The following is a 20,143-nucleotide window of genomic DNA, read 5'->3' as shown; positions in this document are numbered from 1 at the left end:
CCCGGTCACAACGCGAGGTTCCCATGAAAGATCTGGAAAGCTGGCTCAAGGAGCGCAACATCACCGAAGTGGAGTGCCTGGTCAGCGATATCACCGGCATCGCCCGGGGCAAGATCACGCCGGTCTCCAAGTTCGTGGCCGAGAAGGGCATGCGGCTGCCTGAAAGCGTGCTGTTGCAGACCGTCACCGGGGACTACGTGGACGATGATGTCTACTACTCGCTGCTCGACCCCGCCGATATCGACATGCTGTGTCGGCCGGATCCGACCGCCATCTACCCGGTGCCCTGGGCGCTGGAGCCCACCGCCCAGGTGATCCACGACTGCCACGACAAGCGGGGCAACCCCATCGAGCTCTCCTGTCGTAACCAGCTCAAGCGAGTGCTGGCGCTCTATGCACAGCGCGGCTGGCGGCCGGTGGTGGCCCCGGAGATGGAGTTCTACCTGACCAAGCGCTGCGAGGACCCGGATCTTCCGCTACAGCCGCCCATCGGGCGCAGCGGGCGACAGGAGACCGGCCGCCAGTCCTTCTCCATCGATGCCGCCAACGAGTTCGACCCGCTGTTCGAGGACATGTACGACTGGTGCGAGGCCCAGGGGCTGGACATCGATACCCTGATTCACGAGGAGGGGACCGCCCAGATGGAGATCAACTTCCGTCACGGCGACCCGCTGGAGCTGGCTGATCAGGTCTTCCTGTTCAAGCGTACCCTGCGTGAGGCGGCGCTCAAGCACGACGTGGCCGCTACCTTCATGGCGAAGCCGGTGACCAACGAGCCGGGCAGCGCCATGCATATCCATCAGAGCGTGCTCGACGCCAAGAGCGGACACAGCGTCTTCTCCAACGACGACGGCAGCATGAGCCAGCTGTTCCTGCACCACATCGGCGGCCTGCAGCGCTTCATTCCCGAGGCGTTGCCGCTGATGGCCCCCAACGTCAACTCCTTCCGCCGTTTCCTGCCCGACACCTCGGCGCCGGTCAACGTTGAGTGGGGCGAAGAGAACCGTACCTGCGGGCTGCGGGTGCCCGACTCAACGCCCCACAACCGGCGCATCGAGAACCGCCTGCCCGGCGCCGACGCCAACGCCTATCTGGCCATTGCGGCCAGCCTGCTTTGCGGCTATCTCGGCATGGTGCACGGGCTCGATCCCTCGGCGCCGGTGCAGGGGCGCGCCTTCGAGCGCCGCAACATGCGCCTGCCCTTCACCCTGGAGCAGGCCCTGGAGCGCATGGAACACTGCAGCGAGCTGCAGCGCCATATGGGGCAGCGCTTCGTCACCGGCTATGTGGCGGTGAAGCGGGTCGAGAATGAGAATTTCAAGCGGGTGATCAGCTCCTGGGAGCGAGAGTTTCTGCTGCTCAGCGTCTGAGTCGCCTGGGGAGGGCGTCCCCAGGCGCCTAAACAGGGTCATCGCAGACTGGCGTGAACTGGCCTCTGTGGGAGGGAGCTTCAGCTCGCGAAGTAGCGCGCAGCGCTACCCCAGGGGTGCCTGCGGCGCCTTCGCCCGGCAGTGCCGGCCCATCTTGAAGCTTGCCAAACATGGCTCACGCTAAAGCGCGAAGAACCTTAAAACAGTCCGGTAATCTCACCGCTCTCGTCGACGTCGATGTGGGCGGCGGCGGGGTCGGCGCCAAGCCCCGGCATGGTGCGGATATCCCCGCACAGGGCGTAGACGAAGCCGGCGCCGGCAGAGAGCCGCACCTCGCGCACCGGCAGGGTCCAGCCGGTGGGTGCGCCGGGCCGGGTGGCATCCGCGGTGAGCGACAGGTGGGTCTTGGCGATGCACACCGGCAGCCCACCATGGCCCTGCTGCTGGTAGGCGTCGATCTGGCGGCGCGCCTCTGGGCTGAAGGCGACGTCGGCAGCGCCGTAGATACGGGTGGCGATGCGCTCGATCTTGGCGTCCAGGGGCAGCGCGTCGGGGTAGAGGAACTCGAACTCGCCGCCCTGGTTGGCGGCCTCGGCCACCGCCTGGGCCAGGGCCATGGCACCGGCGCCGCCGTCGCGTACGTGGGTCGAGACGGCGGCGGTGACGCCGGCCTCCCGGGCGATATCGGCAATGGCGGCGTGTTCGCTGGCGTGGTCGCCCGGGAAGGCGTTGATCGCCACCACCGGGGTGATGCCGTGGGCGCGGATGTTGTCGATCTGCTTGACGAGGTTGGCGGCGCCGGCGCGCACGTCCTCGGGGCTTTCGGCGCGCATGGCGTCAGGCAGCGGCTTGCCGGCCGTTACGGCGTAGCGCCCGGAGTGGAACTTCAGGGCCCGCACCGTGACCACCAGCACGGCGGCGTCCGGGGTGAGGCCCGAGGCGCGGCACTTGATGTTGAAGAAACGCTCGGCGCCCATGTCGGCGCCGAAGCCCGCCTCGGTGACCAGGAAGTCGCTACCGGACAGGCCGATGCGGTCGGCCAGTATCGAGGAGTTGCCGTGGGCGATGTTGCCGAAGGGGCCGGCGTGAATGAGCGCGGGGGCATGCTCCAGGGTCTGCAGCAGGTTGGGCTTGATCGCCTCCTTGAGCAGGGCGGTCATGGCCCCGGCGGCGCCGATCGCCTCGGCGGTCACCGCCTCGCCCCGATGGGTCTGCCCCACCACGATCCGCCCCAGGCGGCAACGCAGGTCCGCCACCGAGTCGGCCAGGGCGAGCACTGCCATGACCTCGGAGGCGGCGGTGATCTCGAAGCCGCTCTGCCGGGTGACGCCGTCGGCGCGGGGGCCAAGCCCGATGACGATCCGGCGCAGGGCGCGGTCGTTGAGATCCATCACCCGCGACCAGCACACGCTCTCCGGGTCCAGGTCGACGCCGCGGCGATGATAGAGATGGCTGTCGATCATGGCGGCCAATAGGTTATGGGCGGCCGTCACCGCGTGAATATCGCCGGTGAGATGCAGGTTGATCCGCTCCATCGGCACCACCTGGCTGTAGCCGCCCCCGCGGCGCCACCCTTGAGGCCCAGGGTGGGGCCCAGGGAGGGCTGGCGCAGGGTCACCGTGGCGCTGTGACCGAGCTGCTGAAATCCCTGGACGAGGCCGATGGCGGTGGTGGTCTTGCCTTCGCCGAGTGGGGTGGGGGTGATCGCCGAGACCACCACGTAGCGCCCCTGGGGACGCGCGGCCAGGGCGTCCACGGCGCCAAGGTCCAGCTTGGCGATGCCGCGGCCGTAGGGTTCCACGGCCTCTCCGGGAATCCCCAGCCGGTGGGCGATCTCTTCGATCGGCCACAGCCGGGCGCCGCGGGCGATGGCGAGGTTGTCGGGCAGCCAAGGCTGCGTCGGCTCGATATCGGGGGAATGAATCGCCATCGCCCTTGCCTCCTGAAGTCTCGATCTGCGCGTCGGATGACCGTAAGCCCATTATTTGCGCCGCCGCTGGTTGGGGTTTGCTTGCCGGCGTCGGGCGACATCGTCGTAACGACAGCCGCGGGGGCAACGGGGTGGGTAACTCCCTCTATCGTGACGCATCGACTATCGGTAATCTAAGCATACTGGCGTCGCTCGGTGAGGAGGTAGCATGCGCCCCGCCACCACTGCGTTGAATAGCCGCTATACGGTCGGTTTCCTGCTGCTGCCGGGGTTCTCCCAGCTGGCCTTCTCCTCGGCGCTGGAGCCGCTGCGCATGGCCAATCACCTCAGCGATCGCGCCCTCTACGCCTGGCGGCTGGTGAGCCGCGGTGGCGCCCCGGTGCGTGCCAGCAGTGGCCTGGCGACCGCGGTGGATCACGCCATGGCCGAGGCCCCGGCGCCGGATCTGCTGCTGGTGTGTGCCGGTGTCGATGTTCAGGACCACTGCGACCGCGAGACCCTCGCCTGGCTACGTCGGCTCGCCGCGGAGCGCACGCCCCTGGGGGCGGTCTGCACCGGCGGCTATGTGCTCGCCAAGGCGGGGCTGCTCGACGGCTATCGCTGCACCCTGCACTGGGAACACTTCTCCAGCATCCACGAGGCGCTGCTGTTTCCCGCGGTCACCTTCACCTCGGAGCTGTTCGTGCTGGACCGCGACCGTTACACCTGCTCCGGCGGCATTGCACCGCTGGACATGGTGCTGACGCTGATCGCCCGCCATCAGGGGCTCGAGCTGGCCGAGGCCATCGCCGAGGAGTTCATTCACGAGCGGATTCGAGGCTCCGGGGATCATCAGCGTCTGCCGCTGCGAGTGCGCCTGGGCCATAGCCATCCCAAACTGGAGGAGGTCGCCACCCTGATGGAGGCCAACCTCCAGGAGCCGCTTGCCCTGGATGAGCTGGCCCGCTACGCCAATCTGTCACGGCGCCAGCTGGAGCGGCTCTTTCAGCGCTATGTCGACTGCCCGCCGCTGAAGTACTACCTGGAGCTGCGCCTGGCGCGGGCCCGGCTGCTGCTGCGCCAGACCCACATGCCGATCACCGAGGTGGCGCTGGCCTGCGGCTTCATTTCCCCGCCCCACTTCTCCAAGTGCTATCACGATCGCTTCGGGCATTCGCCGAGCGGCGAGCGCAAGCGCCGCCGCGACCGTCAGGCCGGTGATGGCGAACCGGCAGCGTCATCGGGCGGCCCGCCCGGCCAGTCCTGAGCGCGACCGGCCTGGCGGGGCCGCATCAGCTCTTGGGACGCTGGTTGTCCGGATCGTAGAGTGCCCGATAGCCCACCGCCTCGACCCGCAGCGGATAGTGCTCGCCGAAGTACTCCATGCTTAGGGTGTGGCCGACCCTGGCGTGCTCCTCAGGCAGGTAGCCCAGGGCGATGATCTCGCCCAGCGAGGGGCCGTAGGCGATGCTGGTCACATAGGAGCGCCGCCCCAGGGCGTCCACCAGCACCTCGCCGCTTGCCGGGTCGAGGATCGGCGAGTGCCCCACCGGGTAGCGGGCCACGCCCTGGGCGTCGCGGTGCTCGCGCAGGGTCAGGGTGCAGAGGTAGGCGGGCTGGCGGTCGCGCTCGCGCTGTGCCAGGTGGGCGGTCTTGCCGTGAAAGTCGGCGGGCTTGACCCGGGGGCGGGCCAGGCCGGCCTCGAGGAGGTTGTACTCGGTGAGCAGGTCGACGTTCTGCAGCCGCAGGCTCTTTTCCAGGCGCCGGCTGTTGGCGTAGGTCTCGATGCCCACCGGGGTGACGCCCTGGTCGAACAGCCGGTCCCAGAGGGCGAGCCCGTAGCTGAAAGGGGTGTAGAGCTCCCACCCCTGCTCGCCCACATAGGAGATGCGAAAGGCCCAGACCGGCAGCCCCCGATGCGGATCTCGCGGGCCGTGGCGAAGGGAAAGCGCTTGGCGGAGAGCGCCTGGGGATCGTCCGCCACCGCCTGCAGGGTGCGCCGCGCGTTGGGGCCCCATAGCCCCAGGGTGGCCAGGCTGTCGGTGCGGTCTTCGAGATGCACCTGGCTCAGCCCGCGGGTCTCGGCCATGCGGGTGATCCAGACGCGATCCCGGGGGCCGGTGTCGCCACCGCAGATCACCCGGAAGGCGTCGCCTGCCAGGCGCACGATGGTCAAGTCCGAATGCACCCCGCCGAAGGCGTCCAGGAAATGGGTGTAGACCCCCTTGCCCGGCGGGGTGTCGCCACCCACCTTAGCCACCGAGAGGTACTCCAGCAGCGCCTCGGCGTCGGGCCCGGTCAGGTCGTAGATGGCGAAGTGGGAGAGGTTGATCATGCCCACGTCCTCGCTCAGGGCGAGGTGCTCGGCGTTGGAGACCCGCCAGAAGTGGCGGGCGTCCCACTCGTTGGTGCGCTCGGGGATACGCTCGGCGTAGCGGCTCAGCAGGGTTTCGTTGGCCGCATAGCCGTGGGCCCGCTCCCAGCCGGCGGTCTCCATGAAGTAGCCGCCGAGCGCCTGCTCGCGAGGCCAGAAGGGACTGCGCCGCAGGTTGCGGCCGGTCTCGAAGGGTTCGCGGGGATGCACCGGCGGGTCATAGATCTTGCAGGCGATCTCGCGGCAGCGTCCTAGGACATAGTCCGGCGTCTTCTGCACCGGGTAGAAGCGGGCGATGTCGATGCCGTGGGGGTCGAGCTCGGGGCGTCCCTGAGTGATCCAGTCGGCCAGCACCTTGCCCATTCCCGGGCCATCCTTGACCCAGACCGCCTCGCAGAACCACAGTCCGCGGGTCTCCGGCGACTCGCCGACCAGCGAACTGCCGTCCACCGTGACCGACAGCAGGCCGTTGAAGGAGTGCTTGTCGTCCCAGCCCAGCTCGCCAAGCACCGGGGTCAGCTCCACGGCCCGGGAGAAGGCCTCGGCCACCTGGTCGATGTCGAGGTCGCGCATGGAGGGCGACAGCCGTGCCTGGTCGCGTCCGAGGATGTCGCGGGGATGCACCAGGCGCGGCTGGGTCGGTTCGTAGCACCCCCACTCGAGCTGGCCGCCCTCGGTGGTGCGGGGGTCGCCGGTGTCGCGCATATAGGCCGAGTTGCCCTGATCCCTGAGCAGCGGGTAGCCGATCTCGCGGCCGCTGCCGGCGAAGGCGTCGAAGGGGCCGAAGAACATCAGCGGGTGCTCCACCGGCATCAGCGGCAGGGCAGCGCCCCCCATGGCGGCGGGAATCGGCCCCCAGATGCCCGCGGTGACGATCACCAGCGGCGTCTCGATATAGCCCCGCGGGGTCTCGACGCCGTGGACGCGGCCGTCGCGCACGTCGATGTCCAGCGCCGGGGTGTCGGCGAAGACCCGCAGCCGGCCGCCGGCCACCGCCTCCTCGATCAGCTCGCCGGCCACCTGCTGGGAGCGCGGCACCACCAGGCCGGCGTCCGGGTCCCAGAGAGCGCCCTGGATCAGCTCCCGCTGCAGCAGGGGAAACGCTCGACCGCCTCGTCGGGGCCGATCATGCGGGCGTTGGTGCCGAAGGCCTTGCCCGAGGCGACCTTGCGCTGGAGCTCGGCGAGCCGAGCGTCGTCGCCCACCCGTGCCACCTCGAGGCCGCCGACGCGGCAGTAGTGGCCGCGGGCCTCGTAGAAGCGACGGCTGTAGGTGGTGGTGTAGCACGACATCGGGTCGTGGGCGGTCATGTAGCAGAAGTCGGAGGCGTGGGAGGTGGAGCCCACGTCGGTGGGAATGGCGGAGCTGTCCAGGCCCACCAGGTTCTCCCAGCCCTGTTCGATCAGGTGGTGGGCCACCGAGGCGCCGACGATGCCGCCCTGACCGATGATCACCGCATCCGCTCGCGAGGGTAGTGTTGCCATGGCCGCTCTCCCGTGGTGACGCGCCGGGCGCGCCAGTTGCGCTGTTTCCCCTACTGTAGCGGTCGGGGAGCGCGTCTCGCTATGCCGTGGCGACGCCGATTTAGCTGGGCGCGACAGGTCGCGGGCAGCTGTCGCCGACACCAAAATCTTCGACGCCGCTGGCGATACGGCCACGGGGGCTGGACTAGTGTCGAAGGCAAGGATCGCCGGCAACGGTGATGCGAAGGCGAACATGGCTGGCCGCGATACCACTGAGGAGAGACGCACATGTCCCAGGTTGCCGAGCACCTCGAACACCGCCAGACGGCTCCGGAAATCCTGCTGTACCCACGGATTCGCAAATCCCCCTTCTTTTACGCCTCCCGGCGCCACGGGGTGCGCAAGTACAGCGTCTATAACCACCACTACCATCCGCGCCTCTACACCGACCCCGTGGATGAGTACTGGGCCCTGGTGCAGGGGGTCACCCTCTGGGACGTGGGCGTGGAGCGCCAGATCGAGATCAGTGGTCCCGACGCCTTCGCCTTCGTGCAGCGGCTGGTGCCCCGCGACATGCGCCAGTGCCAGGTAGGGCAGTGCAAGTACGTCTTCGTCACGGCGCCGGATGGCGGCATCATCAACGACCCGGTGCTGCTGCGCATCGAGGAGAACCGCTTCTGGCTGTCGCTGGCCGACAGCGACGTGCTGCTGTGGTGCCAGGGCCTGGCCCACGGCTCCGACTTCGATGTCACCATTCGGGAAGTGGACGTGGCGCCGGTGCAGGTCCAGGGGCCCAAGGCCAAGGCGGTGATGGTAGACCTGTTCGGCGAACGGGTGCTGGAAATGCCCTACTACTACCTGATGGAGGCGACCCTCGACGGCATGTCGGTGGTGATCTCGCGTACCGGCTACTCCGGCGAGATCGGCTACGAGATCTACCTGCGCGACGCCTCCCGCTGCGGGGAGCGGCTCTGGCAGCGGGTCTTCGAGGCGGGCCGTCCCCACGATATGCAGGTCATCGGACCCTGCCATGTCCGCCGCATCGAAGGGGGGATTCTCGCCTTCGGCTGCGACATCTGGTACGACACCAATCCCTTCGAAGTGGGCATGGGCTACGACTGGATGGTCGACCTGCGCGGCGACGACGACTTCATCGGGCGGGCGGCGCTGGAGCGCATCAAGGCCGAGGGAGTGTCGCGCAAGCTGGTGGGAGTGGAGATCGACGGCCCGAACATCGGCTACTTTACCGACGGCTCGATGATCGATGTCTTTCCGGTCTTCGATAGCGCCGGTGAGCGCATCGGTCAGGTGACCTCGGCCACCCACTCGCCACGCCAGGAACGCAATATCGGCTATGCCATGGTGCCGATCGGCCATGCCGAGCTCGGGACGCCGCTGCGCATCGAGGCCAATACCGGCCTGCAGGACGCCGTGGTGGTGGAGAAACCCTTCCACGACCCCACCAAGGATATCCCCAAGGGCTGAGCGGCCCGGCGTCGCGCGGATACGCTGTCACCGTCTGGCGACGCCGGGTCATAGAATGTGCAAGTCGCGCGTTGGGCCTGCCGCCGCCCGAAAGGCGGCATATACTCCTGTCCAGGAGTGCAGGAGGCGCTCTTCCTCTCGCAACCCTGATCCCGGTGACACCTCTCCCGGAGCCGATGCCGTCCATCGGAAACGGCGCGATGCAAGACGCCTTAGCGCCCTAGGAGGTGACAGATGACGAAATCGATTGTGGTCGGTACGACGCTCGCCGTCTTCGGCCTGGGTGGCTTGGCGCTGGGCGCCTGGCAGGTCCAGCAGCCCCAGGAGCCAAGCCAGCAGTTTGCCGAGATTCTCACCGTGGAGGCGGCGACGCGCCGCGTGGAGCGCCCCCGCGAAGTGTGCGAGGACGTGGTGGTGAATCGGGAAGTGCCGGTGGAGGTGCCCGTCGCTCAGTCCGGGCAGGCCGCCGGCAGTCATGATCCGCACCGGATCGTCGGCACCGCGGCCGGCGCCATCGTCGGTGGCCTGCTGGGCAGCCAGGTAGGGGGCGGCAGCGGCAAGAAGCTGGCCACGGTGGCCGGTGCCGTGGGCGGCGGCCTGGCCGGTCGCGAGGTGCAGAACCGCGTCGAGGCCCACCAGCACGCCCAGGCGGGCCAGTCCCAGCCCCGCACCGAGACCCGAATGCAGACCCAGCGAGTGACCGAACGGCAGTGCCAGACGGTGATGGAGACCCACCAGGAGCCCCACGGCTATGAGGTCACCTATCGCCTCGATGGCGAGGTCAGGTCGCATCGTCTGGACGCCGCCCCTCAGGCGGAGCGGCTGCCGGTGGTGGAAGGCGAGGTGCAGTGGCAGGCCGCCCTGGAGGAGGCTGGTCGGGTGGAAGGGTGACAACAGGGCCGATCTTGGGGAGACTCTCGCCTCGGCTCACGTTCCCCGAGACAGGAGAGTGCTCTCTTGACCGACTTCGCCAGCTCGCTGACCGCGCTTCCTTCCGACTATGCCGTGGCGCTTTCGGCGCTACTGTCGTTCCTGCTGGCCCTGGGTCTTGCGGCCGGGCTTGCCGCCCGGCGGCGCGGCGTCGAGGGAAGACGCCATGCCGCCGCGCTCGCCGAGCTGCGTGAGCGGCTGGCGGCCCGCGAGCGGGAGCTGGCGTCGCTGCAAGCTTCCCTGCAGGAGGCCGAGATCGCTCGGGCACGCCTCTCCACGACCCTGGAGCAGAAGCAGCAGCACTTTTCCGAACAGTTCGCGCTGCTGCGCGACAGCCGCGACCAGCTCAAGCAGGAGTTCGAGCACCTGGCCAACGAGATCCTCGAGCGCAAGGGGCGCGCCTTCTCCGAGCTCTCCCAGCAGCGGATCAGCGGATTGCTGCAGCCGATCCAGGCCGAGATGAAGGGGTTTCGCGAGAAGGTGGAGTCGATCCATCGCGTCGACACCGAGCAGCGGGCGAGTCTGCGCACCGAACTGCAGCACCTGCAGGGGCTCAACCGCGAGATCACCGACCAGGCGGAGCGCCTGACCCAAGCGCTACAGGGTCAGAAGAAGGTGCAGGGCAACTGGGCGAGCTGATGCTGGAGAACGTGCTGGAGGGCTCCGGTCTTCGCGCCGGCAAGGACTATGCCCGCGAAGTCAGCTTCACCACCGATCAAGGACGGCGGCGCCCCGATGCCGTCGTCTATCTGCCCCAGGGGCGGCATCTGGTCATCGACGCCAAGACCTCGCTTTCCGCCTACGTGCGCTACGTGAACGCCGACGAGGAACCGGAGAGGCGCCAGGCGCTGGCGGAACATGCCCGGGCGGTGGGCGAGCGCATCGCCGAGCTCGCCGACAAGCACTACTACGATCTGCCGGGGCTCAACTCGCCGGAGGTGGTGGTGATGTTTATTCCGGTGGAATCCGCCTACGTTGAAGCGCTCAAGCACGACGAATCGCTCTTCCAGCGGGCCATCGAGCGCAATGTCCTGGTGGCGACCCCGACCACGCTGCTCACCAGCCTCAATATCGTCCGCCAGCTGTGGCGCTTCGAGGACCAGAGTCGGCACAGCGCCGAACTGGCCGATCGCGCCGAGAAGGTCTACAACAAGCTGCGGCTGTTCCTGGAGAGCATGGAGGACGTGGGCAAGAAGCTCGATGGCGCGCGTGACAGCTATGACCGGGCCATGGGCCAGCTGGTCCAGGGCCGCGGCAACCTGATCAGGCAGGCGGCCGATTTCCAGGAGCTCGGGGTGGCGGTGAAAAGGAGCTGCCGGAGACGCTGGTCGAGCGGGCGCGGCTCGAGCTCACCCCCGGCGATACCGGCTGCCGGGAGCCGGCCACGGGAGGTGCGGCGTCGCCCTCCCGCAGCCAGTCCTAGGTCTCAGGCGGGCTGGAGGCGATAGTCCTGCGGTGCCGCCTGTCGAAGGTCCGACGCCGGCAGCTGATGCGCCAGTGCCTGCTGTCCCCAGCGATGATTTTCGGGGAGCCGGAAGGCCGACATGGCGTGAAGCAGCTGCTGGGCATGCTGGCGCAGGTTGGCGGCAGACGAGGCACTCTGGTTCACCAGGGTGGCGTTCTGCTGGGTCACCCGATCCATTTCATAGACCGCCTGGCCGGCTTCCTCAACGCCGGCGCGCTGCTCCACGCTGGCCTGGCTGATCTCCTGCATGAGCTGGCTGACCCGGCCGACGGCGGCGATGATCTCCTCGGTTGCCTGGTTGGCATCGGCGGCACGGGCGTTGCCGTGCTTGACCTGCTCCACGTTGCGGGTGATCAGCTCATGGATTTCCTGGGCCGCGTCGGCGCTGTTCTGGGCCAGCTTGCGGACCTCGGCGGCGACCACGGCAAAACCGCGGCCGTGCTCGCCAGCGCGGGCGGCCTCCACCGATGCATTGAGCGCCAGAATATTGGTCTGGAAGGCAATGTTGTCGATGGTGGAGGTGATGCTGGCGATTTCGCTGGCGCTGCGGTCGAGTTCGTCCATGGTCGCGGCGACCTGCTGCACGGCGCTGCCGCCGCGCCTGGCGGTGTCGGAGGCGCCTGCTGCCTCCTGGCTCGCCCGCTCGGCATTGGCCGAGTTCTGGGTCACGGTACCGTTGAGTTCCTCCATGGCCGAGGCGGTCTGGGTCAGGGCGCTGGCCTGCTGCTGCGTGCGTGATGCCAGGTCGTTATTGCCCTCGGCAATCTGCTCGCTGTTGCTGGCCACGGCGTCTGCGGCGGCTCGCACCTGGGCGACGATGCCCTGCAGCTGTCGGGCCATCTCGACCTGAGCGGCCATGATGCTGTGGTTGTCCCTATCGCGCAGCCGTCCGGTGGTGGTCAGTTCACCGCGTCCGATCGCCTCGGCGAAGGCCTTCACCTCATGGGGCTCGGCGCCCAGTTCGCGCAGCAGCTGACGCGAGAGCAGGTAGGCAATGATACCGCCGGCCAGCAGGGCGGCCAGGCAGAGCCCCAGCATCAGCATCTGGAACCCCTCTGCGGTGTCCCTGGCGCTGGCCGTGGCGATGGCATTCTGGCTTTCCTGGTGATCGATGAAGACATTGATCTCGTCCAGCCATGCAAAGAAGGCGGGGCCGGCCTCGGTCAGTACGAGGCGTCGAGCGCCCTCGAAGTCGCCCTGCTGACGCTGGTCGATGATGCGCTCGGCCAGGGCGTTGGTGCGCTCGGCCTGGCCCTGTACCGCATCGAGCATTTGCCGCTCGGTGGCCGTTGCAGCCTCCTGGTCGGCGGCCATGAGTTCGGTCATCCCCCGGTCGGCCCGGGTGTAGTCCTCCTCCAGTTGCCGATAGGCGCCCAGCAGCGCTTGCAGATCGTCATCGGCGGATACCAGGGTCATGTCGCGCAGGAGAATGGCGCGGTCGTGTACGCTTCCGCGCCAGTCGATGGCATGGCGCAGCTTGACGCCGTTGACGTCGTTGATGGTGGTCAGTCCGCGGTCGATTCGATTGACCTGATGAATGCCGATGGCGGTGAGCAGGACGATCAGCGCAAGCACGGCAGAGAACCCTATCCCCAGGCGGGTGCGGATGCCCAGGCGGGCGATGTTGGCAGCGAGTGTCTTCATGGTTGTTGTCCTTCTTCAGGCGAGCTTTGCCGGGCCGGCGCAAGCGGAAGATGAGACGACTCTATTCTTTGTACATCACTTGTACAATAGTTTATTCTCCAACGTAGCATTCGATTCTTTGATATGGACGCAGCGCCAAGGCTCTGTGATGTGCCTTTTTATCGGTAAGTTATGAGGCGGTATGCGCGTTGGACGGTCCGTTCGCCGTATCCATGTGGCGATTGGCCTGTCGTGAATGATACGGGATCGATGCCGAGTGCGTTTTTCTTGTACAAGAAATGATGGAGGTGACCATATGTTTGCCTGGTTCAGATCCGACCCGGCCAAGAAGCTGCAAAAGGCCTATGAGCGCAAGCTCGAGCAGGCGATGCAGGCATCGCGCAACGGGGACATGCGCGCCAATGCCGCCTTGACCGAGGAGGCCGAGGCGATCCTCGCCGAGATCGAGGCACTGAAGCGGAAATAGGGTGGGGCCCCTTCCCGGAAGGCCTGATGGGTAGCGACTGTTTGTCATTTTATAATCGACGTAAGGGTGTCGCCTCAGGCTCCCTTCACTCTCCTTCATCGCTTTTATTTCCGATTTTCCGGCTTGTCTGGCTGAGGGAGGTCGAGTGCGGTAAGCTGTGATGGTTAAAATAATCAACGCTAGAGGAGCGAAGCGATGCCCGCCCAGCAGTCTGTCCATCACGTGGCCTCATTCTATGCCGCCTCCGCCCATCCGAGCCCGGAGCGCCCCCCGGTCAACGGCCGCGTGGAGTGCGATATCTGCGTGGTGGGGGCCGGTTTCACCGGCATTTCCGCCGCCCTGCATCTGGCCGAGCAGGGCCAGTCGGTGGTGGTGCTGGAGGCGGCCCGGGTCGGCTTCGGTGCCTCGGGGCGCAATGGCGGCCAGCTGGTCAACAGCTACAGCCGCGACATGGACGTGATCGAAGCCAAGTACGGCGACGAGACCGCCCGGGCCCTGGGCAGCATGGCCTTCGAGGGCAATCGCATCATTCGCAGCCGCATCGCCCAGTACGAGATCGCCTGCGATCTCAAGGAGGGCAACCTCTTTGCCGCCTGCAATGCCAGGCAGCTCGAGGGGTTGCGCGAGCACAAGGCGCTCTGGGAGCGCTACGGCCATGACCGGCTCGAGCTGCTGGAGGGGGAGGCGGTCAAGCGGGAGGTGGGAAGCGCCCGCTACACCGGAGCCCTGGTCGATCACTCCGGGGGCATGTTCACCCCCTCAACCTGGTGCTGGGCCAGGCCGCTGCCTTCGAATCCCTTGGCGGGGTGATTCATCGAGCAGAGCCCGGTGATCAAGCTGACCCACGGCGAGCCGGTGGTGCTGACCACCCCCGGCGGCGAGGTGTCCGCCCAGCGGGTGGTGCTGGCGGGCAACGCCTACATGCAGGGCCTGCTGCCATCGCTCGAGAATAAGTCGATGCCCTGCGGCACTCAGATCATCACTACCGAGCCCCTGGGCGAGGCCACCGCCCGGGCGCTACTGCCCAACGACATGGCGGTGGAGGACTGCAACTACCTGCTAGACTACTTCCGCCTCACCGCCGACAACCGGTTGCTCTACGGCGGCGGCGTCAGCTATGGCGGCCAGGACCTGACGAGCATCGAGGCGGTGGTCCGCCCCAAGCTGGCGAAGACCTTTCCACAGCTCGCCGACGTCAAGGTGGATTACGCCTGGAGCGGCAACTTCCTGCTGACCCTCAATCGCCTGCCCCAGTTCGGCCGGCTCAACGGCAACGTCTACTTCGCCCAGGGCTACTCCGGTCATGGCGTCACCTGCTCGCACCTGGCCGGCAAGCTGATCGCCGAGACGATGCGCGGCGAGAGCGAACGCTTCGACGCCTTCGCCGGCCTGCCGCACCTGCCCTTCCCGGGGGGTCGCCTGCTGCGGGTTCCCTTCTCAGCCCTGGGCGCTTGGTACTACGCCACCCGCGACAGGCTGGGTATCTGAGCTCTGCCGCTCGCCCCGCTCCCTAGCGGCGCGGGGTATGTCCCACCTTGCGGGTCGCCAAGCTGGCCCCGTGCCCTAGGCCGGTCCGTGCTCTAAAGCGCCAGGGGGCCGCAGATACGGCCCCCCTGGCGCTTGCTTTCGATGCCCCCACTGGACGCCGTGCGCCGAGTGAGCCGCTGACGCGATCAGCGAGCGATCAGACGTGGCGTAGATACCAGTCGTACTCCAGTTGACTCACCGCCTGCATGGCCTGGGCCCGCTCGGCACGGCGGTTGGCCACGAAGACGCGGATAAAATCGCGCCCCAGGGCCTCGCCCAGCACCTCGTCCGCCTCCAGCAGGTCCAGGGCCTGCTGCCAGCTGTTGGTCAGGCTGTTCTCCACCTGCTCGTAGGCGTTGCCGGTGATCGCCGGGGGCGGGGTCAGCTCATGGCGCAGGCCGTGATGCAGGGAGGCCAGCAGGGCGGCCAGCAGCAGGTAGGGGTTGGCGTCGGCGCCGGCCACCCGGTGTTCGATCCGCCGCGCCGCTCGTGGTCCGGAGGGAATGCGCAGGGCGACCGAGCGATTGTCGAAGCCCCAGGTTGGGGCCATGGGCACGTAGAGCCCGGCTGGAAGCGGCGGAAGGAGTTGAGGTTGGGCGCGAACAGCGCCATGGCGCCGGGCATGCGTTCCAGCAGGCCGGCCACCGCCTGGTTGAGGCGGGGGCTGCCGAGCACATCGTCGCCGGTTTCGCTGAAGACATTGTTGCCCTCGGCGTCGAGCAGGCTGATATGCACATGGGTGCCGTTGCCGGCCTCCTGACCGTAGGGCTTGGCCATGAAGGTGGCCTCGAAGCCATGCTTGAGCGCCACCCCCTTGATCAGTCGCTTGAGCAGCACGGCGCTGTCGCAGGCCTGGAGGGCGTCGGCGCAGTGGATCAGGTTGACCTCGAACTGCCCCGGGGCGCACTCCTTGAGGGCGGTGTCCAGGGGCAGCCCCTGAATCTCGGCGGCGCTCTGGATCTCCTCCAGGAAGTCGGCGTATTCGTCCAGCTCCAGCATGGAATAGAGCTGGCTCTGGGTGGCGCGCTCGCCGCTGCCCGGGGAGCAGGGCGGCTGGATCAGCCCCGCCTCGGTGCGTTGGCGATCCACCAGGTAGAACTCCACCTCCAGGGCCACCACCGGGGTCAGGCCCATGGCGGTCAAGCGCTGCAATACGCGGGAAAGTACCTGGCGGGGGTCGGCGAAGAAGGGCGAGTCGTCGGGCTCCTCCATGGTCATCAGCAGCTGCCCCTGCCGGCCGCCGCGCAGCCAGGGTACCGGCATCAGGCTGCCGGGAACCGGCTGGCAGAGTCTATCGCCGTCGCCTGTGGCGAGCCCCAGGCCGGTCTCCTCGATGGTGTTGCCATTGATGTCCAGGGCGAAGACCGAGGCGGGCAGGGCGATGCCGCTGCGGTAGGCTTTGGTCAGGTTGCCCCTGGGGATGCGCTTGCCGCGGATGACGCCGTTGAGGTCGCTGATCAGCAGATCGAAACTGTCGATCTCCGGGTGGCGGTCGAGAAAGGTTGGGACGTCATCGGTGGGGAGGTTAGGCATCGCGCTCACCTGTAGCTTTCTGGTCGTTGTTGATGACCGTTATCCTTTCTTGATGTCGGTGTGTTGTCAAATGTTTTACGCTATTGGAGTATTGCTACTTTTGCTCGATAGTGGTTTTTATCCTTTATATACAGATATTTATTATTTTTTCACGAGTTATGCCGACCGCAGGCTTGGAAAGATAAATCAACGGATGTATGTTGAGTAAACCATAACAACGCCTGAGCGACCCTGCGAGGAGCCAGCCATGACCAGAAGACCCCTGGTGGGAGTGATCGCCTGCCGCCGCGAGGTGGAAGGGCACGCCGCCCAGATGGTGACCGACAAGTATCTTAGCGCCCTGCGTGAGTATGGGCTCAACCCGGTGATCCTGCCGGTGTGGAGCGATCAGGAGAGTGATCGCGACGCGGCCCGGGAGCTGCTCTCCCGAGTCGATGGACTGCTGCTGACCGGCAGCTACACCAATGTGGAGCCCCACCGCTATGGCGCCGAGCGGGCGCCCCAGAATACCCGGGACGATCGGCACCGGGATGCCGCCGCTCTGACCTGGATTCATGAGGCGCTCGCCATGCGGCTGCCGCTGCTGGGCATCTGCCGCGGCTTCCAGGAGCTCAACGTGGCCTTCGGGGGCAGCCTTCACCAGGCGGTGCAGGAAGTGCCCGGGAAACTCGATCACCGGGAGCCCGGCGGTGCCGACAAGGCGGCCCAGTACGCCCCGGCGCATGACCTGGCGCTGCGAGCCGATGGCGCCCTTGCTAGGTTGCTCGGTGACACCCACTCGCGGGTCAACTCCCTGCATCAGCAAGGCATCGACCGACTGGGCGAGGGGCTGGTCGCCGAGGCCTGGGCCCCGGATGGCCTGATCGAGGCGGTCTCGGTGGCTGATGCCGCCGCCTTCGCCCTGGCGGTGCAGTGGCACCCTGAGTGGCAGCCCCGGGAGCATCCCCTCCACGATGCCCTGTTTCGCGGCTTCGCCGCCGCCTGTGCTGCCCACCGCGGCGGCGCTCGCTCCCCTTCCCATCCCTCAGACGGCCTGGTGGCCCCCAGCGGAGACATTGCCAATGAGCACTCGTGACTATCAGGCCCTGGATCACGCCCACCACCTGCACCCCTTCACCGACTTCAAGGCGCTGGGGCAGGAGGGCAGCCGTATCATCGAGCGCGCCGAAGGCGTCTACATCCATGACAGTGAGGGCAATTGCATCCTCGACGGCATGGCCGGCCTGTGGTGCGTCAACCTGGGCTATGGGCGCCGCGAGCTGGTGGAGGCGGCCACCGCCCAGCTCGAACAGCTGCCCTACTACAACAACTTCTTCAAGACCACCCATCCGCCGGCGGTGAAGCTGGCCGAGAAGCTGGTACAGCTGGCACCGGCGCATATCACTCATGTCTTCTTCACCGGCTCCGGCTCCGAGGCCAACGACACCGTGCTGCGCATGGTCCGCCGCTACTGGGCCCTCAAGGGGAAGCCGGAGAAGCAGTGGATCATCGGTCGCGAGAACGGCTACCACGGCTCCACCCTGGCCGGCATGAGCCTTGGCGGCATGGACGCCATGCATGGCCAGGGCGGTCCCTGCGTGCCGAACATCGCCCATATCCGCCAGCCCTACTGGTTCGGCGAGGGGCGCGATCAGAGCCCCGAGGCCTTCGGCCGCGAGTGCGCCGCGGCCCTGGAGGCGAAGATCCTCGAGCTCGGCGAGGAGAACGTCGGTGCCTTTATCGCCGAGCCGGTGCAGGGCGCCGGCGGTGCCATCATGCCCCCGGAGAGCTACTGGCCGGCGGTCAAGGCGGTGCTGGCCAAGTACGACATCCTGCTGGTGGCCGACGAGGTGATCTGCGGCTTCGGGCGGCTCGGCGAGTGGTTCGGCAGCGTTCACTACGACCTCAAGCCCGACCTGATGCCCATCGCCAAGGGCCTCTCCTCCGGCTACCTGCCGATCGGCGGGGTCCTGGTGGCGGAGCGGGTCGCCGAGACCCTGATCGAGGAGGGCGGCGAGTTCTTCCACGGCTTCACCTACTCCGGGCATCCCGCCTGCGCCGCCGTGGCGCTGAAGAACCTGGAGCTGATGGAGGCCGAAGGGCTGGTGGAGCGGGTACGTGACGACCTCGGTCCCTACCTGGCCGAGCGCTGGAGTGAGCTGGCCGAGCATCCGCTGGTGGGCCAGGCCCGCTGCCTGGGCCTGATGGGTGCCCTGGAGCTGATCGACCCGGCCACCGGCGAGCGCTTCGACAAGGCCCTGGGTGCCGGCAACCTGTGCCGGGACCTCAGCTTCGAGAACGGCCTGGTGATGCGCTCGGTGGGTGATACCATGATCATTTCACCGCCTTTGGTGATCTGCCACGCTGAAATCGATGAGCTGGTGAGCAAGGCCCGTGCGGCCCTGGACGCCACCGCGGCGCGTCTGGCCCGCATCCCCCAGCCGGAGGAGACCGCATGACCGCAAGCCAACGCCCCCAGAGCCGTGCCGACTGGCAGGCCCTGGCCGATCGCCTGATCCCGAACCTGGAGACCCGCGCCTTTATCGATGACGCCTTCGTCGATGCCGCGAGCGGCGAGACCCTGGAAACCCTCAACCCGGCCACCGGCGAGACCCTGGCCCGGGTGGCCAGCTGCGACGCCGCCGACGCCGAGCTCGCCGTGGCCGCGGCCCGGGCCGCCCATGCGCGGGGCGACTGGGCGCGGCTGGCCCCTGCCAAGCGCAAGCGGGTGCTGCTGCGTCTCGCCGACCTGATGCAGGCCCATCGGGATGAGCTGGCGCTGCTCGACACCCTGGACATGGGCAAGCCGGTCTCCAGCTCGCTGGGCGACATGGCCGGCGCCATCGGCAGCATTCGCCACCAGGCGGAGACCATCGACAAGGTCTACGGCGAGGTGGCCCCCACCGGCGACGATAGCCTGGGCCTGGTGCTGCGCGAACCCCTGGGGGTGGTAGCTTCCATCGTGCCCTGGAACTTCCCGCTGATGATGACCGCCTGGAAGATTGCCCCGGCGCTGGCCGCCGGCAACAGCGTGATCCTCAAGCCCTCTGAGAAGTCGCCGCTCTCGGCGCTGCGCCTGGCCCAGCTGGCCAAGGAGGCGGGCCTGCCGCGCGGCGTCTTCCAGGTGCTGCCGGGCTACGGCCACACCGTGGGCAAGGCGCTCGCGCTCTCCATGGAGGTCGACTGCCTCTCCTTCACCGGCTCCACTCAGGTGGGCAAGCAGCTGATGCAGTATGCCGGCCAATCCAACCTCAAGCGGGTCTACCTGGAGTGCGGTGGCAAGAGCCCGAATCTCGTCTTCGCCGACTGCAAGGACCTGGACAGGGTGGCCAAGCACGCCGCCGCGGCAATCTTCCACAACCAGGGAGAGGTGTGCATCGCCGGTTCGCGCCTGCTGGTGGAGAATTCGATTCGCGAGGCCTTCGTCGACAAGGTGGTGGAAGCCGCCAAGGGCATGCAGCCCGGCGACCCCCTGGACCCCGCCAGCTTCATGGGCGCCATGGTCGACGAGACCCAGTATCGGCGCGTGCTCGATTATATCGCCAGGGGACGCGATGAGGGGGCGAAAGTGCGCGCCGGAGGCGAGGCCCTCGAGGGGCCGGGGCTCTTCATTCCTCCTACGGTGTTCGACGGCGTGACCGCCGAGATGGCCATCGGCCGGGAGGAGATCTTCGGCCCGGTGCTCTCGGTGTTCGGCTTCGACAGCGAGGAGGAGGCGGTGGCGATGGCCAACGACAGCGTCTACGGCCTGGCCGCCGGACTCTGGAGTCAGGACATCGACCGCATCATGCGCGTCACCCGGCGGCTGCAGTCGGGGCAGGTGTTCGTCAACAACTGGGCCGGCGGCGACCAGACCATGCCTTTCGGTGGGGTCAAGCAGTCCGGCAACGGCCGCGACAAGTCCCACCACAGCCTGGCGGAGTACACCGAGCTCAAGAGCGTCTGGATGTCGCTGGACGGCTGAGTTTCGTGCCCCGGCACGCACCTCCAGTGAGCGC

The 20,143-nt window shown here is 67.5% G+C and carries 11 protein-coding genes and 5 pseudogenes; 10 read left to right on the top strand and 6 right to left on the bottom strand.

The window, feature by feature from the left end:
- Window positions 1-23: 23 nt before the first annotated feature.
- Window positions 24-1,370 carry a glutamine synthetase family protein gene (locus ACSJDS_RS15340; protein ID WP_473034025.1) on the top strand — a complete coding sequence of 449 codons (1,347 nt, stop codon included), beginning with the start codon at window positions 24-26 and terminating at the stop codon, window positions 1,368-1,370.
- A 197-nt stretch (window positions 1,371-1,567) separates the two neighbouring features.
- Here ACSJDS_RS15340 and ACSJDS_RS15335 read toward each other — a convergent pair.
- Window positions 1,568-3,300: pseudogene (locus tag ACSJDS_RS15335) on the bottom strand (formate--tetrahydrofolate ligase).
- A 208-nt stretch (window positions 3,301-3,508) separates the two neighbouring features.
- Here ACSJDS_RS15335 and ACSJDS_RS15330 point away from each other — a divergent pair.
- On the top strand, window positions 3,509-4,546 hold the full coding sequence (locus tag ACSJDS_RS15330; protein ID WP_473034024.1) for a GlxA family transcriptional regulator: 1,038 nt from the start codon (window positions 3,509-3,511) through the stop codon (window positions 4,544-4,546).
- Window positions 4,547-4,571: 25 nt separating this feature from the next.
- Here ACSJDS_RS15330 and ACSJDS_RS15325 read toward each other — a convergent pair whose 3' ends face one another.
- The 3 genes and pseudogenes from ACSJDS_RS15325 to ACSJDS_RS15315 all read right to left on the bottom strand — a co-directional run bounded on the left by ACSJDS_RS15325 (window position 4,572) and on the right by ACSJDS_RS15315 (window position 7,137).
- On the bottom strand, window positions 4,572-4,757 hold the full coding sequence (locus tag ACSJDS_RS15325; RefSeq protein ID WP_473035045.1) for a glycine cleavage T C-terminal barrel domain-containing protein: 186 nt from the start codon (window positions 4,755-4,757) through the stop codon (window positions 4,572-4,574).
- 267 nt (window positions 4,758-5,024) lie between these two features.
- Window positions 5,025-6,730 (bottom strand): annotated as a pseudogene (locus ACSJDS_RS15320) (GcvT family protein); the annotation flags it as partial.
- Complete coding sequence (locus tag ACSJDS_RS15315; protein WP_473034023.1) at window positions 6,730-7,137, bottom strand: FAD-dependent oxidoreductase; 408 nt, start codon at window positions 7,135-7,137, stop codon at window positions 6,730-6,732. The gene ACSJDS_RS15315 and the pseudogene ACSJDS_RS15320, both read right to left, overlap by 1 nt.
- Window positions 7,138-7,404: 267 nt before the next feature.
- Here ACSJDS_RS15315 and ACSJDS_RS15310 point away from each other — a divergent pair, with 267 nt between their 5' ends.
- From ACSJDS_RS15310 to ACSJDS_RS15300, 3 genes and pseudogenes are all read left to right on the top strand, one after another.
- Entirely contained in the window at window positions 7,405-8,601 is a 1,197-nt protein-coding gene (locus ACSJDS_RS15310; RefSeq protein ID WP_473034021.1) for a glycine cleavage T C-terminal barrel domain-containing protein, read from the top strand.
- A gap of 234 nt (window positions 8,602-8,835) precedes the next feature.
- Window positions 8,836-9,492 carry a glycine zipper 2TM domain-containing protein gene (locus ACSJDS_RS15305; RefSeq protein WP_473034020.1) on the top strand — a complete coding sequence of 219 codons (657 nt, stop codon included), beginning with the start codon at window positions 8,836-8,838 and terminating at the stop codon, window positions 9,490-9,492.
- A gap of 498 nt (window positions 9,493-9,990) precedes the next feature.
- A pseudogene (locus ACSJDS_RS15300) lies at window positions 9,991-10,979 on the top strand (DNA recombination protein RmuC).
- Here ACSJDS_RS15300 and ACSJDS_RS15295 read toward each other — a convergent pair.
- Window positions 10,958-12,640 (bottom strand): methyl-accepting chemotaxis protein, encoded by a 1,683-nt coding sequence (locus ACSJDS_RS15295; protein WP_473034019.1) that lies wholly within the window; start codon window positions 12,638-12,640, stop codon window positions 10,958-10,960. The pseudogene ACSJDS_RS15300 and the gene ACSJDS_RS15295 overlap by 22 nt on opposite strands.
- Window positions 12,641-12,935: 295 nt before the next feature.
- Between ACSJDS_RS15295 and ACSJDS_RS15290 the strand changes: the two genes are divergently transcribed.
- Together ACSJDS_RS15290 and ACSJDS_RS15285 are read left to right on the top strand one after the other, a co-directional pair.
- Window positions 12,936-13,106, top strand: coding sequence for a DUF6435 family protein (locus tag ACSJDS_RS15290; RefSeq protein ID WP_473034018.1), 171 nt, complete (start codon window positions 12,936-12,938; stop codon window positions 13,104-13,106).
- Between the two features lie 195 nt (window positions 13,107-13,301).
- Window positions 13,302-14,594: pseudogene (locus ACSJDS_RS15285) on the top strand (NAD(P)/FAD-dependent oxidoreductase).
- Between the two features lie 196 nt (window positions 14,595-14,790).
- On the opposite strand, the pseudogene ACSJDS_RS15280 reads toward ACSJDS_RS15285, so the two are convergent.
- A pseudogene (locus ACSJDS_RS15280) lies at window positions 14,791-15,767 on the bottom strand (glutamine synthetase family protein).
- A 646-nt stretch (window positions 15,768-16,413) separates the two neighbouring features.
- On the opposite strand from ACSJDS_RS15280, the gene ACSJDS_RS15275 reads away from it, so the two are divergent.
- The 3 genes from ACSJDS_RS15275 to ACSJDS_RS15265 are packed head-to-tail and all read left to right on the top strand — an operon-like array spanning window position 16,414 to window position 20,109.
- Window positions 16,414-17,241, top strand: a complete 828-nt coding sequence (locus ACSJDS_RS15275) for a gamma-glutamyl-gamma-aminobutyrate hydrolase family protein (RefSeq protein WP_473034017.1) — start codon at window positions 16,414-16,416, stop codon at window positions 17,239-17,241.
- Entirely contained in the window at window positions 17,228-18,604 is a 1,377-nt protein-coding gene (locus ACSJDS_RS15270; protein ID WP_473034015.1) for an aspartate aminotransferase family protein, read from the top strand. The genes ACSJDS_RS15275 and ACSJDS_RS15270 overlap by 14 nt, the downstream gene beginning before the upstream one ends.
- The gene (locus tag ACSJDS_RS15265) at window positions 18,601-20,109 is read left to right on the top strand and encodes an aldehyde dehydrogenase (protein ID WP_473034014.1); all 1,509 of its coding nucleotides are present in this window, start codon (window positions 18,601-18,603) and stop codon (window positions 20,107-20,109) included. Before ACSJDS_RS15270 ends, ACSJDS_RS15265 begins: the two co-directional genes overlap by 4 nt.
- Window positions 20,110-20,143 lie beyond the last annotated feature (34 nt).

The sequence above is a fragment of the Halomonas sp. SL18_1 genome (assembly GCF_055755715.1).
Note: the sequence above shows the minus strand (reverse complement) of the source record. Positions and strands in the feature narration are given on the sequence as shown.